At 50.4% G+C, this 14,081-nt stretch carries 13 protein-coding genes; 2 read left to right on the plus strand and 11 right to left on the minus strand.

The genetic code is table 11. From position 1 onward, the window contains the following. Nucleotides 1–12 precede the first annotated feature (12 nt). The 7 genes from pbpC to D0C16_RS15315 form a co-directional block, all read right to left on the minus strand. Nucleotides 13–2,421, minus strand: a complete 2,409-nt coding sequence (pbpC, locus tag D0C16_RS15285; protein ID WP_225318701.1) for a penicillin-binding protein 1C — start codon at nt 2,419–2,421, stop codon at nt 13–15. Nucleotides 2,422–2,472: 51 nt separating this feature from the next. Next, the gene (locus D0C16_RS15290) at nt 2,473–3,681 is read right to left on the minus strand and encodes a heme biosynthesis HemY N-terminal domain-containing protein (RefSeq protein WP_151033157.1); all 1,209 of its coding nucleotides are present in this window, start codon (nt 3,679–3,681) and stop codon (nt 2,473–2,475) included. Next, entirely contained in the window at nt 3,678–4,793 is a 1,116-nt protein-coding gene (locus D0C16_RS15295; protein ID WP_151033158.1) for a uroporphyrinogen-III C-methyltransferase, read from the minus strand. The genes D0C16_RS15290 and D0C16_RS15295 overlap by 4 nt, the downstream gene beginning before the upstream one ends. A gap of 54 nt (nt 4,794–4,847) precedes the next feature. Further along, the gene (locus D0C16_RS15300) at nt 4,848–5,663 is read right to left on the minus strand and encodes a uroporphyrinogen-III synthase (protein ID WP_225318702.1); all 816 of its coding nucleotides are present in this window, start codon (nt 5,661–5,663) and stop codon (nt 4,848–4,850) included. Then, a complete protein-coding gene (gene hemC / locus D0C16_RS15305) occupies nt 5,664–6,641 on the minus strand; it encodes a hydroxymethylbilane synthase (RefSeq protein WP_225318703.1) in 978 nt (325 codons plus the stop codon). A 130-nt stretch (nt 6,642–6,771) separates the two neighbouring features. Then, nucleotides 6,772–8,199: a sodium:solute symporter family protein gene (locus D0C16_RS15310; RefSeq protein ID WP_151033159.1), complete on the minus strand. Its 1,428-nt coding sequence runs from the start codon at nt 8,197–8,199 to the stop codon at nt 6,772–6,774. A 320-nt stretch (nt 8,200–8,519) separates the two neighbouring features. Beyond that, nucleotides 8,520–8,846, minus strand: a complete 327-nt coding sequence (locus D0C16_RS15315; protein ID WP_191968503.1) for a hypothetical protein — start codon at nt 8,844–8,846, stop codon at nt 8,520–8,522. 308 nt (nt 8,847–9,154) lie between these two features. Here D0C16_RS15315 and D0C16_RS15320 point away from each other — a divergent pair, with 308 nt between their 5' ends. Next, the gene (locus D0C16_RS15320) at nt 9,155–9,478 is read left to right on the plus strand and encodes a hypothetical protein (protein ID WP_151033160.1); all 324 of its coding nucleotides are present in this window, start codon (nt 9,155–9,157) and stop codon (nt 9,476–9,478) included. 61 nt (nt 9,479–9,539) lie between these two features. On the opposite strand, the gene D0C16_RS15325 is transcribed toward D0C16_RS15320, so the two are convergent. The 4 genes from D0C16_RS15325 to D0C16_RS15340 form a co-directional block, all read right to left on the minus strand. Further along, nucleotides 9,540–9,878, minus strand: a complete 339-nt coding sequence (locus tag D0C16_RS15325; RefSeq protein ID WP_007639554.1) for a P-II family nitrogen regulator — start codon at nt 9,876–9,878, stop codon at nt 9,540–9,542. A 193-nt stretch (nt 9,879–10,071) separates the two neighbouring features. Further along, the gene (locus D0C16_RS15330; RefSeq protein WP_151033161.1) at nt 10,072–11,337 is read right to left on the minus strand and encodes an ammonium transporter; all 1,266 of its coding nucleotides are present in this window, start codon (nt 11,335–11,337) and stop codon (nt 10,072–10,074) included. Between the two features lie 85 nt (nt 11,338–11,422). Next, a complete protein-coding gene (locus D0C16_RS15335; RefSeq protein WP_225318704.1) occupies nt 11,423–12,964 on the minus strand; it encodes an ammonium transporter in 1,542 nt (513 codons plus the stop codon). Nucleotides 12,965–13,032: 68 nt separating this feature from the next. After that, complete coding sequence (locus tag D0C16_RS15340; protein WP_151034951.1) at nt 13,033–13,371, minus strand: P-II family nitrogen regulator; 339 nt, start codon at nt 13,369–13,371, stop codon at nt 13,033–13,035. A 398-nt stretch (nt 13,372–13,769) separates the two neighbouring features. On the opposite strand from D0C16_RS15340, the gene D0C16_RS15345 reads away from it, so the two are divergent. Continuing rightward, complete coding sequence (locus tag D0C16_RS15345; RefSeq protein ID WP_151033162.1) at nt 13,770–13,994, plus strand: accessory factor UbiK family protein; 225 nt, start codon at nt 13,770–13,772, stop codon at nt 13,992–13,994. Nucleotides 13,995–14,081: the final 87 nt, after the last annotated feature.

Raw genomic sequence — 14,081 nt, forward strand, 5'->3', positions numbered from 1 at the left:
CTTTTTTAACTATTACTTACCTATCACCCTAAAACGCCGCTCTACTTTGTAACCTTGCTTATCCATCACTAATAATTTATGCAACCCTGGCTCGAGTGAGGCTTCGCGTTCGTGGAATATTTTGGTTTCACCGAGAAATTCATCATCCAAATGCCAATACAGGGTCGCAGCGGGATCACGATGCACCGCTTTGAGGATTACGCGGCTGCGTTTGCCTTCCAAATCCACCGGAATATAAATTCGACTGCGGGGCTGCGGATAAATTAATTCGAGCGGAATATCATCATCCTGTTGCGCGGATTCGGCGATACAGTCTTTGCGCCAGGGCGGCAAGGGCTGGTAATTGCCATGATAATGCCGCCAATAAAATTCTTGCGCCGGCGGCAACACAAACCAATCACGAATACTCATATTGCTTACGCTTTCGCATTGATTGTGAACACGAAATTGTTGTCGCGCATCCAGGTAAATACGCCGGTGATGCGGAGTAATTTTTTCGTAGTGACTGATAGATGGAATTTCAATATCCGTTGCGTCACATTGTCCGCCAGCAAGATAGCCATCATCCTTACAGACCGAAATTGTCTTTAAAGCGTGCGAGGGTTTTTCAAACCAGTTAACGCTGGGCAATGCATCAAAAACATCAAACAAAATCGGCGCAGCGCTACTTTGTCCGCTAATAAAAGTCGCCGGTTCACCGCCGGCATTACCCACCCACACGCCTAATGTGTAGCGACCATTACTGCCAATAGCCCAGGCGTCGCGCAGGCCATAACTTGTGCCGGTTTTCCAGGCGATGGTTTGACTACCGGCGAAATCGCGCCAGTAATTGTCATTGCCTGGGCGCGCCACTTCGATAAGTGCGTGCAGAGTAAGCCAGGCTGCCCCCTGTCTAATGACCGGCTTACTATTTTCAGTTCTCTGTTCTCCATCCGGTTGAGGCAACAACCATTGCACTAAAGGTTGCGGTTTATCACCGTCGCGGGCGGCTGCCGCAAGGCGTGCATAAATTGACGTTAACTCCCACAAGCTTGCCTCGGCGCCGCCGAGAATCAGGGTTAAACCATAATCATCCGCCGGGCGAAATAAACTACTCATACCCATGGCCTGCAATTTTTCCTGGAAGCGGCCTATACCGTAATCGCGCAGCATGCGTACAGCGGGAATATTTAATGAATGCGCCAACGCAAATTGCGCCGGCACCGCACCGCGAAAATTGCGATCATAATTGCGTGGACTGTAGCCATTAATTTGGGTGGGAATATCGGGAATTAAACTGGTGGGTGCCAGCTCCCCTTCCTGCAACATCAAGCCATAAAGTAGCGGCTTTAAAATGCTGCCGGTAGAACGCGGACGCTGCACTATATCTACATCGGGCGCAAATCGATGACTTTTATTAAAAGGTTTATTACCGAGATAGGCGAGTGTTTCCATACTCTGGTGATCAATTAACACCAGCGCAATATTATTGACGCCCTCATTAGCAAGCCGCGCACCGTGTCGCTGTGCAATTTGGTTTACTAATTGTTGCAGCGGCATATCCAGCGTCGAATGAAACAGGTTTTTTTCTGGCGCGCGTTTTTTTAGCGTCGCCAATAAATGGGGGGCAATTTGCGGCAATACTTGTGGCCGCTCTGGCAAAGGCTCCAACAACGCGAGCTGCAAATCCAGATCCGATAATAACTGCTGCTGATGCAAACGCTGCAACAGGCGATCACGTTTTTGTTGCAGCAAATCGCGTTGACGCCCCGGGTGAATTAATGCCGGGCTGTTTGGCAATACTGCGAGCAAGGCCGATTCCGCCCAGGATAAATATTCCGGCGAGCGACCAAAGTAACGCCATGCCGCTGCGCGCAACCCGACAATATTACCGCCGAAGGGTGCCTGGCTCGCGTAGTGAATTAAAATGTCACTTTTACTGAGATGCCACTCCAGTTGTAGCGCTAAAAACGCTTCTGCGAGTTTACTGTGCAAATTGCGCGACGATTTTAATTTGCTCGCCTGTAACTCCTGCTGCCGCAGCAAACGCGCCAACTGCATACTGATAGTGCTACCGCCGCTGGTAACTTTACCCGCCGCCATATTGCCTTTCAACGCACGCGCAATAGCCAGAGGATTAATTCCCGGGTGACGATAAAAGTGTTGATCTTCAAATAGCAGCAGCGATTGTAAATACTTTTCTGGCAGCTGCTCTACCGGTGCAAAGCGCCACTGTTGATCTGGGGCGATTGAGGCACCGAGCAAACTGCCATCGCGCGCCAATAAAATGGACGCATACTGTTGTTGATTCAGGCTGGCAGGTAACGGACGCCATTGCAGGCATCCAACAAATACGGCGCAGAAGAGGAAACCGAGCAGGAGTAATTTGCGGTGCAGGTTTAATGCAAAAAACCAACACCACACTTTTTTGGAAAGCCGCACGAATGGCGCTATGAACCGCGAGAGAAAATGCGTCCGCTGCATTGTGAAGAATCAGGGCTGATGACCAACCAGCAATAAACTTTGCTGATAGTACTCGGCACTCTTTTTATGATCACCCAGCTTGGTCATTAAGCGTGCCAGCTCCGCCACGGTTTCGAGCTGCTGCTTTTGGTTCAGACTGCGCTGAAAATATTCGCGTGCGAGCTCCCACTGCTGATTGCGCTCCATCAAGCGCCCCATAGTGAGGAGCAGCGTTGCATCTTGCGGCTTGTTTTTCAGCCAGGATTCCACCGTGCGAATTTGCGCGTGAATTTCTTTAACCTGCAAGCGACCATAGAGCGAAACGAGTGGATCAAACCATTCATTACCCAGTGCTTTGCGCACCATAACTTCCGCTTCCTGATCCTGGTAGTTTTCCGACAGGGCAAGTGCATAGGCCATAATAACTCGTGAATTTCTTTGCAGACTGCGCGACAAGGATTTCCATAACTTTTGCAACGTTGGCAAGCGCTCGGCAATTAATAAAGCTTTGGTTTGCGCGGATTGCACGTGGATTTTTTCGCAGGCAAGCATCACTTCCAGCTCGTCAAACTCCACGTTGGATAACACCTTGGCTTTACGCATAACCGGAAATAGATCTTCCAATGCACGCCAATTTTTCTGTGCGATATAAATGTGGTGCATCAAATCCAATACCGCTGGCTGGCGCGGCATTTTAATGTCGATCGGTTTGAGGATATTAATTGCGTCCTCGTAGCGCTCCGCCTGCACATGCAAGCGCGCACGTGTCAGTGCAACCGGCAATTCACTGTTGGACAGGGTTAGCGCTTTTTCCAGAATTTTTTCCGCTTCCTGTTCATCGCCCATTTCAAAACTGCTGCGCGCGGCGGCAATATAATTAGCCAAGGGGTATTCAACTTTATCGAGCGTACGCATTAATTTTTTGCGCGCCTCAAACCAGTCGCCGGTGAGGTAATCCACCATGCCATTAGCGGCGCGTTTTTGGGCACGCTCCACCGAGCCAAATAAAAATATTTCACGGAATCGGCGCGCCATTTCCACGCCACCGAGCATCAACTGACGCAACAACCAGACCCCGCCGAGGAGCATAGCAATCACGATGGCTGCCACCCAAAGCGTCATCTCTATGGTTTTGGTGCCGTAGGCAATCAACATATAACCATCGCCGCGCACCAGCAGAAATATAACCAGCGCGACTACCAGAAAAAAGAAAATAGCTTTTAGCAAACGACGTCTCATGGGCGCACCCCGCGACGGGCAGCCGCCATTTTTTCACGCTTCTCCATAAATTCGGCCAGTGCCGCAGAGCTGTTACTGAAGTTGGTTAAATCCGGCGCTATATTTTCTTGCTGCAGCGACTGCAACTCTTCTAACACGGCTTTGGCTTTTTCGTTGAGGTTGTAATACTGGTTAATCCAGTTTTGTGCCTTCACCAAGCTTTCCTGATAGATACCTTTTTCATTACGCAACAACGCCACTTGCGCTTGCTCCAACATCAAGCGCAAATTTTGTTGCAGAAATTTTTGTTCATCCGGCGGAAGTACGGCATTGATCGTTTTACCGTGGTCACGCACGCGGACATAGGAACCCAGCTTATGCAGCAATGCATAAAAGTTGCGCGTAATTTTTTGCTTCAGGGTTTCATCGGCGGGAATTTCTTCCTCTTGCAACAGGCTTTGTTCCTGGCCGAGCGGCTCAATAAATGGAATAGCATCGACCTGCGTGGAGAGCGCGGAAAGCCGCAAATAAATTCCCTCGCGATCAATGACGCCGGCGAGTTTTAATACCGCAACTTCTTCCGCCAGGAGTTTGCGTACGCCTACCAAATCCGCCTGATCTATATCGCGCAACACATCGTCAGCAGAAATCGCTAGGGCCAACGCATTCTGGCTATCTTTTTCCAGCAATATACGTTGATCGGCGAGCCGCAATAGATACTGGGCTTCCTGCAATTTCCATTCATCGCGATTCACACTGGACAGCGATAACAAACGCGCATTATTGTTATCCAGCTGCTCAGCCAAATCATTCAAACTCGTTTGAACTTCCTGTTGCTGTTCAACCAAATCTTTTTCAACATCGTCTTCCAACACTTGTTGTTTGGTTTCCAGCGTAAGGCTGGTTTGCTCCAGCTGTTCACGCAAACTGCTAATGGTTTGCTGTTGGCTATCCAATTGGCGCAACATAAAAATCCCACCAAAACACAACCCCGCTACCAACAATACAATAAACAGCCACACCAGAAAAAAGGCGGCGCCGTAGGTTTTTGCTGGAGGAAGCTGCACCGCGGCAACATATTGCGGCGCGGCGTTGGCAGGATTGGATACCGGGGTTGATTGTTGCTCTGTCACACTGAAAATCCTATTAAGGGCAAGCGTTAAACTTAGTTTTCGGCTTGCAAAACATTAATGAGAAGCTAGATAACTTTTTAACGCTTGGGTCATAGCGGCATCGGTAGCATTATCAGCGCAAATAACGCGCGCGAAACCTGCAGCTTCTGCTTGGGTTGCTATACGTTGACTGGGCACCAGCAACGGCAAATTTAACAACATTGCGTTAACCTCAGGTGCAAGCTTTTGTAACACCTGCAATAAATTCTCCAGGCTTTCTCCGCTGTGGACACTGAGTAAATACTGGCGCTCTGCGAGGTTTATTTGCTGCACTAACTCTGCCAACTCAATCGCGGCGTCAGCGGGCAGCTCGCGCTCATACAACTCGCAGTATTCCACCCAGGCACCGCGCTGACGCAAGACGTCCGCCATATGGCCGCGCCCGCCGCAACCGCGAAAAATAATAATTTTTTCGCCATCCACTTGCTGTAACCCTGGCGCGCACAGTAAATCCTCGCTAGTCATACCACCATTGCCACTCACGGCGAGGTCGCTAACTGATACTCCGTACTCAGACAGTTTTTTTGCGGTGGTTGCACCTACAGCAAAAAAATCAATTCCCATCGGCAACTGCGGCCAGTAATCCTCCAGCCATTGCATACCAAAATCGACCGCATTCTGGCTGACAAAAATGGCTTTCTGGTAGAGATCAAAATCCAGAATTTTATTTTTGATCGCGCGAATTTTTTCTTCGCTGCTTACCGGCACTATCGCCAACACATTCAACGCTGATGTATGAAAGCCTTCTGCCGCCAACAACCCGGCCCATTGTTTGGCCTGGGCTTGCGGGCGGGTGATGACCACACAATAATCGCTTGCTGCCGCCATCATTTATTCCGCGCTTGCGTAAACCTCGGCGAGAATTTTGTCGGCGCCTGCTGCGAGCAAGCGATCCGCCAATTCAATACCGATTTTTTCGGCGTCGGCAACCGAGCCGGTAATTTCATCAAACAGCATCTCGCTGCCATCAGGCGCACCTACCAGGCCGCGCAACCACAATTGGTTGTCGCGATGAATAGCATAGCAGGCAATAGGTACCTGACAGCCACCCTGCAAACGGCGGTTCATAGCGCGCTCGGCCAGAACCTGCTCGGCGGTGGTGCTGTGATGCAGCGGCTTAATTAAGGCGATGGTCGCCGCATCATCCACGCGGCATTCAATACCCACCGCACCCTGGCCACCCGCGGGTAGACTTTGTTCGGGGGCAATATAAGCGCGAATGCGCTCTTTTAATTCCAGGCGAATTAATCCGGCGGCGGCGAGGATAATCGCATCGTATTCACCGTCATCGAGTTTTTGCAGGCGCGTTTGCACATTGCCACGCAGGAATTTCACCTGTAAGTCCGGGCGGCTGGCGAGCAGTTGGCATTGACGGCGCAAGCTCGAGGTTCCTATCACCGCACCGGCGGGAACTTCATCCAACGAGTTATAGCGATTGGAAACAAATGCATCGCGCGCATCTTCACGGGGGCAAATAACCGACAACCCCAGACCGGCCGGAAATTCCATCGGCACATCTTTCATGGAATGCACGGCTATATCGGCGTCGCCTTCCAACAAGGCTTGCTCGAGTTCTTTCACAAATAGGCCTTTCCCACCAACCTTGGCCAGGGGGACATCGAGAATTTTGTCGCCGCGACTGGTGAGCGGCACCAGCTCCACCAATATACCCGGATGGTGTTTTTCCAATTCGGCTTTGACATATTCCGCTTGCCAAAGGGCAAGGAGACTTTTACGGGTTGCTATACGCAGGCGGGCAGGAGTCGACATGGGGTCTGGCACATGGGAGTTAATCAGGATGCGAATCATAGCATCTGCACTCCCCAAAAAGGGACACCAAGGTTTATTTGCACACGGAGAGATTGAACTGCGCTGTACTTTTCGCCAATCAAAGCATCAGCTTAAGGAGGATTAGCCCAATCCTTGGGCCAGAAATTACTTAAACAGTTTGTGGTGCAGGTTTAATGAGGCTGGCTACAACCATCACCACAGCAGCCACAATAAATCCGGCAAAGTGCGGTGGCAACGCGGCTTCGGGCGCAATGAATTCCAGTGGAATCCATACCAACAAGCCGGCAATAATGGAGCAGCTTGCACCAAAGTTGCTCGCCTTTTTCCAATAGAGCCCCGCAAACAAGGGCACCAGTGCCACCACCAGCGTTACCTTGTAAGCATTGGCCACCATGGTGTGAATCGACGTTTCTTCCTGGAGTGAATAGAGCGCATAGAGCGCAACCAATACCGAGAAAGACGCGACCACAATGCGCATCATCAACAGGAATTGTTTGTCGGTCATCGTTTTGCCATTGGGCAGCAACTCTTTAATCACGTTTTCCGACAAGGTTACGGATGGAGCCAACAAGGTGCCGCTCGCTGTACTCATAATCACTGACAAGAGTGCGCCAAAGAAAATAATCTGGGCGTACACGGGCATGTGTTCCAGCACGAACGTCGGCAACACCAGTTGTGAATCTTGTTCGCTAACTCTCGCCGCCAACTCCGGGTCGATCATAAACGCCGAATAGGCGAGATAAAGCGGAATTGCAGCGAACACGAAATAGGCACAACCACCCAGAAATGTTCCCCAAACCGCAATGGTTTCATTTTTGGAAGAATTCACACGCTGGAATACGTCCTGCTGCGGAATTGAGCCAAACCCCATGGTCAGGAAACCCGCAATAAATGTAATCACTGCTGTCCACTCAAGCGACGGCCAGAATTCGAATTTGCCCGCGTCATAGGCATGCTTAACTACCGGCGCAACGCCGCCGGTTTGATCTGACACCAGGAAGCAAATCCACAGCAAGCCAATAACTATCACCGTCATTTGCACCACCGTCGTCATGGCAACGGACCACATACCACCCACGAGGGTGTAAGCCATCACTACACCGGCGCCAATTAAAATCCCAACTTCCATACTGATGGTACCGTCGGTCAATACATTAAAGACCAAACCCAAAGCCGTAATTTGCGCGGATACCCACCCCAGGTAGGACAACGCAATCGCGATAGACACCGCTATCTCCACCGGCTTGCTGTATTTTTCACGGTAAAAGTCACCGAGCGTCAACAAGTTTTTGCGATAGAGCGGACGCGCAAAAATCAGCGCGAAAAACATTAAACAAAATGAGGCACCAAAGGGATCTGAAATCAGGCCGCCGAGGTTTTCCTCAACAAATGTGCCGGGAATGCCCAGTACAGTTTCCGCTCCGAACCAGGTTGCAAACACCATGGCGATAACAACACCCATTGGGAGCTGCCTGCCTGCAGTCACATAGTCTTTAGCGTTATGTACCTTGGTCGCGGCATACACCCCGATCCCGATTGAAATGAGCAAATAGAGCACAACAAAACTAACTAACATTCGTTGGTTCCTTTAATCTTGGGTGAATTATTGAAAGGGAACAGATGTGCACACTCAATAGCAGCTGTGCCTGGGATATAGCGGCACTGCACTGGCGAACTCTGAGTCTGGACTTGCCCGATAGCTGAAAATAAACCTGCAAGCGCGCCCAGAAGCCCGCCCATATTTTTCAGCGCTAATATAATGGAATTACTTGAAAATAAAACCAAAATTACTGCTTGTTTGGCAGTCTCGGCCAATTTTTGTATGCAATTAACTTGCCCATAAAAAAGCCCCGCCAAACAGCGAGGCTTGTGCGATGTGAAAACACACCCTAGTGACTAGATTGGACGGCCACCGTAATCCGGTGTTGGCTTTTTCGGTGGATCAGCGGTCACGTTGGGCGCAACCTCATTAATTTTGCCACCGCGCGCCAGGAACGCCGCTACCTGATCTTCAATTTCATCGCGCACTTTTTGACGCGATGCAATACTGAAATCTTCCAGCGCTTCAGATTCTGCCGCCTTACTGGATGATGATGAACCGCCGGAATAGCTCGCATCGTCGCTATCGCCCGATGCTTCCAGATCATCCTCTGCGTCCTCCTCTTCCCCTTCTACGCCAGTATCTTCTAATTCTTCGTCGTTAATGGGGTCTTCATCAGTCATAATGTCACCTGAAAACTTGTACAATGAAATTCTTTTATTCTTGGCTCCAGCAAGCTATGTGCCTCTAACCGGATGCTCCGGCTAATTTATAGCGCAGACTCTTTTAAACGTCATGATGATTCATGATGCTTTTTTAGGCTTTTTTTGCCTTACCGGTCGCCAATGCGGCGGATTTTAGTTATTAAGTATGACCAAGTCTAGCGTCCGATTTGAGTGGCTATAAAAGTAACAACACCGACACATGTTCTCCGTAACACATTGAGTAACACTCGGGGAGCCCCCCAAAAAAACAACATCGCGCAGTCGCTATGAACTTTAAAAAACTGATTCGTCATTTCCCCGAGCTTGCCCACCTACCGGTGGACGAGCAGCAGCATCTGTTGACCCGTGCCCATCAGGATGCATTTTCTTCTGACAATAAAATGCGCAATTGGCGCAGCAACTTTATCGCCGCGCTATTGATGACATCGCTCTGTTTTTTATTTGTGCTGGTCATTCGCCCTGCACTCGGTATTTCGCAGCAAACCAGCGCTATTATGCTGATGATAATTGCTTTCCCTGCTTACTTAGTGATCCAGCAGCAGCGCGTAATCAAGCAAATACGCACCAGCTTGAAAAAGTTTTTACCATAAAAAAACGCCACTCCGGGTGGCGTTTTTTCATAGCGGTAACACAACTCAAATGCGTGACAAATTACACCGCGTCAGAGCCGGTTTCGCCGGTGCGAATACGGATAATTTCATCCAGTGGTGCGATGAAGATTTTACCATCGCCGATTTTACCGGTTTGCGCCGCTTTGGTAATCGCTTCTACGGCTTGCTCAACCATTGAATCGTCAACAGCCAATTCAATTTTTACTTTCGGCAGAAAATCAACAACGTATTCAGCACCGCGATAAAGTTCAGTGTGACCTTTTTGACGACCAAAGCCTTTTACTTCAGTCACGGTCATACCTTGAACACCTACGTCTGACAATGCAGTGCGCACATCATCGAGTTTGAACGGTTTTACAACGGCAGTAATCAGTTTCATTATTAAATCCTTTGCTGGAGTCTTAAGGAGGCGACGCTGGAGAATCTCGCTAGCCAAAGGCACAACTTGAATCCAGCAACTTGGCGTTAAAGATACACCCAAGTTTCGCCCATCAACAACAACTTTGTAATAAATTGGTTTAGGGAGACCAAGGCTTGCAAGCAGCAAACGCTGGCCAGTTTTCGTCTAACAATTACTTGTTGGTAAATTCAGGATAGGCTTCCATACCGCATTCAGCCAAATCCAGTCCTTCAAATTCTTCCTCTTCGGACACGCGAATCCCCATTACCAGTTTGATCACAAACCAAACGATAAAGCTGATCACAAACACCCATCCGAAAATCACCAGGGCACCAACCAGTTGCCCCAGAAAACTGGTGCCCTCCGCGGTAAAAGGAACCACCATCAAACCGTAGAAACCGGCAGCGCCGTGCACCGAAATTGCACCTACAGGGTCATCAATGCGCAGCTTGTCCAGCCCCAAAATTGCGAACACCACCAGCACGCCGGCCACTGCGCCAATAACCACTGCGCCTACCGCCCCGGGTGTATCCGGGCTCGCAGTAATCGCCACCAGCCCAGCCAATGCGCCATTGAGAATCATGGTGAGATCGGCTTTACCAAACAGGAAGCGCGCTACTACTAAAGCACCGAGCAAACCACCGGCAGCGGCCGCATTAGTATTGAGAAATACCAAGGCAACTGTATTGGCACTGGCGATATCGCCTAATTTCAACACTGACCCGCCATTAAAGCCAAACCAGCCGAACCAGAGAATTAGCGCCCCCAGGGTTGCCAACGGCAGGTTCGCACCAGTGATTGCATGGATTTCGCCATTGGGACCATACTTGCCTTTGCGCGCCCCCAGCAGGATTACGCCGGCCAATGCCGCCGATGCCCCCGCCAAATGCACGACACCAGAGCCGGCGAAATCTTTGAAGCCGAATTGATCATCCAGATTCAAACCAAATACACCGGAAGCTCCCCAGACCCATGAGCCTTCCATGGGGTAGATAAAGCCAATCATCACCAGAGAGAACAGCAGAAACGCCCAGAGCTTCATACGCTCAGCGACCGCACCCGACACAATCGACATACAGGTAGCTGCAAACACCACCTGGAAGAAAAAGTCGGAGGACGATGAATAGATGGCACTGCCACCAAACCCGTCTTCGCGCGCCGCAAAATTTTTCAGGGTCTCTGGAACATCGACACTGCCAATACCGCTAAGGAAAAAGCTTTGGCCGTACATAATTGCGTAGCCGCAAATCAGGTACATGGTACTGGCAGTCGCATAGAGCACAACGTTCTTGGTCAGGATTTCAGTGGTATTTTTGGTCCGCACCAAACCGGATTCGAGCATGGCAAAACCCGCCGCCATCCACATCACCAGAGCACCGCACACCAGAAAGTAGAAGGTATCCAGGGCGTACTGAAGCTGGTAAACATTTTCTTCCATTCACAATTCCCCTTGGTAACACAGCAAAAGTATTTTGAAGCGTAAATAAAAGGCGCTTTGCGGTCATGCAAAGCGCCGGAGGGAATTACATGTGATAGCCGCGCTCACCGTGCTCAGCAGTATCCAGACCTTCGGTTTCAACTTCTTCACTCACACGCAGGCCGATTACGATATCAACCAGTTTGAAAGCGATAAAGGAAACTACACCGGACCAGACGAGGGTAATTAACACACTCTTGGTTTGAATCCAGGTTTGCGCACCAATTCCGGCAAAGCCCCAGGTTCCAGCAACGTAATCGTACACACCAGTACCACCCAAATCTGGACTGTTAAACACGCCAGTCAGGATCGCACCGATGATGCCGCCCACGCAGTGAACACCAAATACGTCCAGAGAGTCGTCATAACCCAACCAGGCTTTCAGCTTCAACACCGCCAGCATACAGATCAGACCACCGGCAACCCCGATTACCAAGGAACCCATTGGCCCTACCCAACCGCAAGCAGGAGTGATGGCTACCAGGCCAGCAATTGCTCCAGAAGCCGCACCTAACATTGTTGGCTTGCCACGCACCAGCCACTCACCGAAGGTCCAGGCTAGTACTGCAGCCGCAGTCGCCAGGAAGGTGTTGATAAATACTTGCGCCGCAAAGGCGTTAGCTTCCAGGTTTGAACCCACGTTGAAGCCGAACCAACCCACCCACAGAATCGCAGCACCGATCATGGTGAAAGGAACATTATGTGGAGCAAGGGACGCGTTGCCAAAACCTTTACGCTTACCAATCAACAAACACCCTACCAGACCAGCAATACCGGCGTTGATATGAACTACGGTGCCACCGGCGAAATCAAGCGCACCCATTTGGAATATATAGCCCGCACCCGCAGTCGCAGCAGCAGCTGCTTCAGCGGTGGTGTAAGCATCTGGACCCGCCCAGAACCACACCATATGTGCAATTGGCAAGTAAGCGAAGGTGAACCACAACACGGCAAACACCAATACCGCAGAGAACTTCATACGCTCGGCGAAAGCACCCACGATTAAGCAAGGGGTCAATGCAGCAAAGGTCATTTGGAATGCAGCGTACAAATATTCAGGCACGTAAACACCTTTGCTGAAAGTCGCTGCAGGCAGGAGGTTACCCGCCGCGTCAAGCATATCTTTCAGGAACAGGCGATCGAACCCACCAAAAAAGGCACTGCCCGAGGTGAAAGCCAGTGAGTATCCGTAGATCGACCAGAGCACAGCGATCAAACAGAAGGTCACAAACACTTGCATGGACAATGACAGAATGTTTTTGGCGCGCACCATACCGCCATAAAACAGCGCAAGGCCAGGCAACACCATGAAGATAACCAGTAGGGTCGCGGTCAACATCCAGGCGATGTCACCCTTATCGAAGGATGGCGCAGCGGGAGCCGCAGGCGCTTCTTCAGCGACAGCCTCAACTGGCGCAGCAGCTTCGGCTGCTGGCGCTTCTGCCGCAACGGTTTCAGTTACTGCGGTGGCGGTATCTGCTGCCGCCGCCGCGTCGTCTTGCGCCCAGGCGCCAGAGCCGGGGAGTATCAGCGCAGCCAACAAGGCTAGCGGGGCGAGCTTGACGCCCATACGAAATAGTTTTTTCACGAAAATATTCTCCTGAGGTGATTTGTCTGATGCCAGCACGCCATGCACAGCTGGTCGGTTGTTATCGTTTAAAGAGCTTCGTTACCTGTCTCTCCAGTGCGAATCCGCACCACTTGTTCCAGATCGGAAACGAAAATCTTGCCATCGCCGATCTTGCTGCTATTGGCCGCTTTGGTGATCGCTTCAACCACGGTATCGGTCTCGGCATCAGAAACGGCTATTTCCACTTTGGTTTTTGGCAAAAAATCCACCACGTACTCTGCCCCACGGTAGAGTTCGGAGTGGCCTTTCTGACGGCCAAAGCCCTTTACTTCCGTCACGGTCATACCGTGAACGCCAATGTCGGAGAGGGCTTCACGCACCACATCCAGCTTGAACGGCTTGATGATTGCAGTTACCAATTTCATTAGTCGCACTCCTGAAAAAATTCCCGCACCAAAAGGTGCGGGAAACACCGGAAATACTGTCCTGTCCAGAATTGAGAGCTGCAAAAAACCGCTACAGCTGCCACCCAAACCGACATCAAGTACTCGCGTAAAATTTTGCACAGAGTAGGCCAATTTCATAAAACCAAATAAAATCAATTAGATATAACTATTTATTGGCACCTAAAGCGAAAATATCCAAGATCGAATACAAGTGTTGCACCAAATTTGACCAGCAGAGCAAAGCATGAGCACCATTAATGAACACGGTCATCAAAAACAACATTTGTACTCAAAACTGCCAGATGCGACCCGGTTGAGAAAACAGTAAACTGACCCTGCATACACCCAGAGGCGGGGTACACCCGAAAAATGTCACCATGATTCGCAACTTGACTGAAAAGCTGTTTGGGGAAATCCAGCAGCAACTGGCGGATAAGGGCACTTTGATTCCTGCGCGGGAATTACACATTGCGCTACAAGCGGTACTCGCACGCGCCGATTTGGTTACCCGGGAAGAGTTTGATGCGCAGGCCGCCGTACTGGTCCGCACACGCGCAAAACTGGAAGAACTGGAGCGTCAATTAGCGCAATTGGAGAAGTAAGCGACAATATCGGGGCGCGGAAGGCTATTGCTCTTGGCCCGGCCGATGGCTTGTCTTATAGTCGCTCAGGTTAAAAAACTGCTTCAA

It is taken from the genome of Cellvibrio sp. KY-GH-1, from assembly GCF_008806975.1.
Classification (GTDB): domain Bacteria; phylum Pseudomonadota; class Gammaproteobacteria; order Pseudomonadales; family Cellvibrionaceae; genus Cellvibrio.

Excerpts from the sequence above, each read along its gene's own strand:
- D0C16_RS15325 (WP_007639554.1), bottom strand. The coding sequence starts at position 9,878 with ATGAAACTGATTACTGCCGTTGTAAAACCGTTCAAACTCGATGATGTG.
- D0C16_RS15300 (WP_225318702.1), bottom strand. The coding sequence starts at position 5,663 with ATGATGGCGGCAGCAAGCGATTATTGTGTGGTCATCACCCGCCCGCAA.
- D0C16_RS15315 (WP_191968503.1), bottom strand. The coding sequence starts at position 8,846 with ATGACTGATGAAGACCCCATTAACGACGAAGAATTAGAAGATACTGGC.
- D0C16_RS15310 (WP_151033159.1), bottom strand. The coding sequence starts at position 8,199 with ATGTTAGTTAGTTTTGTTGTGCTCTATTTGCTCATTTCAATCGGGATC.
- D0C16_RS15345 (WP_151033162.1), top strand. The coding sequence starts at position 13,770 with ATGATTCGCAACTTGACTGAAAAGCTGTTTGGGGAAATCCAGCAGCAA.
- D0C16_RS15330 (WP_151033161.1), bottom strand. The coding sequence starts at position 11,337 with ATGGAAGAAAATGTTTACCAGCTTCAGTACGCCCTGGATACCTTCTAC.
- hemC (WP_225318703.1), bottom strand. The coding sequence starts at position 6,641 with ATGATTCGCATCCTGATTAACTCCCATGTGCCAGACCCCATGTCGACT.
- D0C16_RS15340 (WP_151034951.1), bottom strand. The coding sequence starts at position 13,371 with ATGAAATTGGTAACTGCAATCATCAAGCCGTTCAAGCTGGATGTGGTG.
- D0C16_RS15320 (WP_151033160.1), top strand. The coding sequence starts at position 9,155 with ATGAACTTTAAAAAACTGATTCGTCATTTCCCCGAGCTTGCCCACCTA.
- D0C16_RS15290 (WP_151033157.1), bottom strand. The coding sequence starts at position 3,681 with ATGAGACGTCGTTTGCTAAAAGCTATTTTCTTTTTTCTGGTAGTCGCG.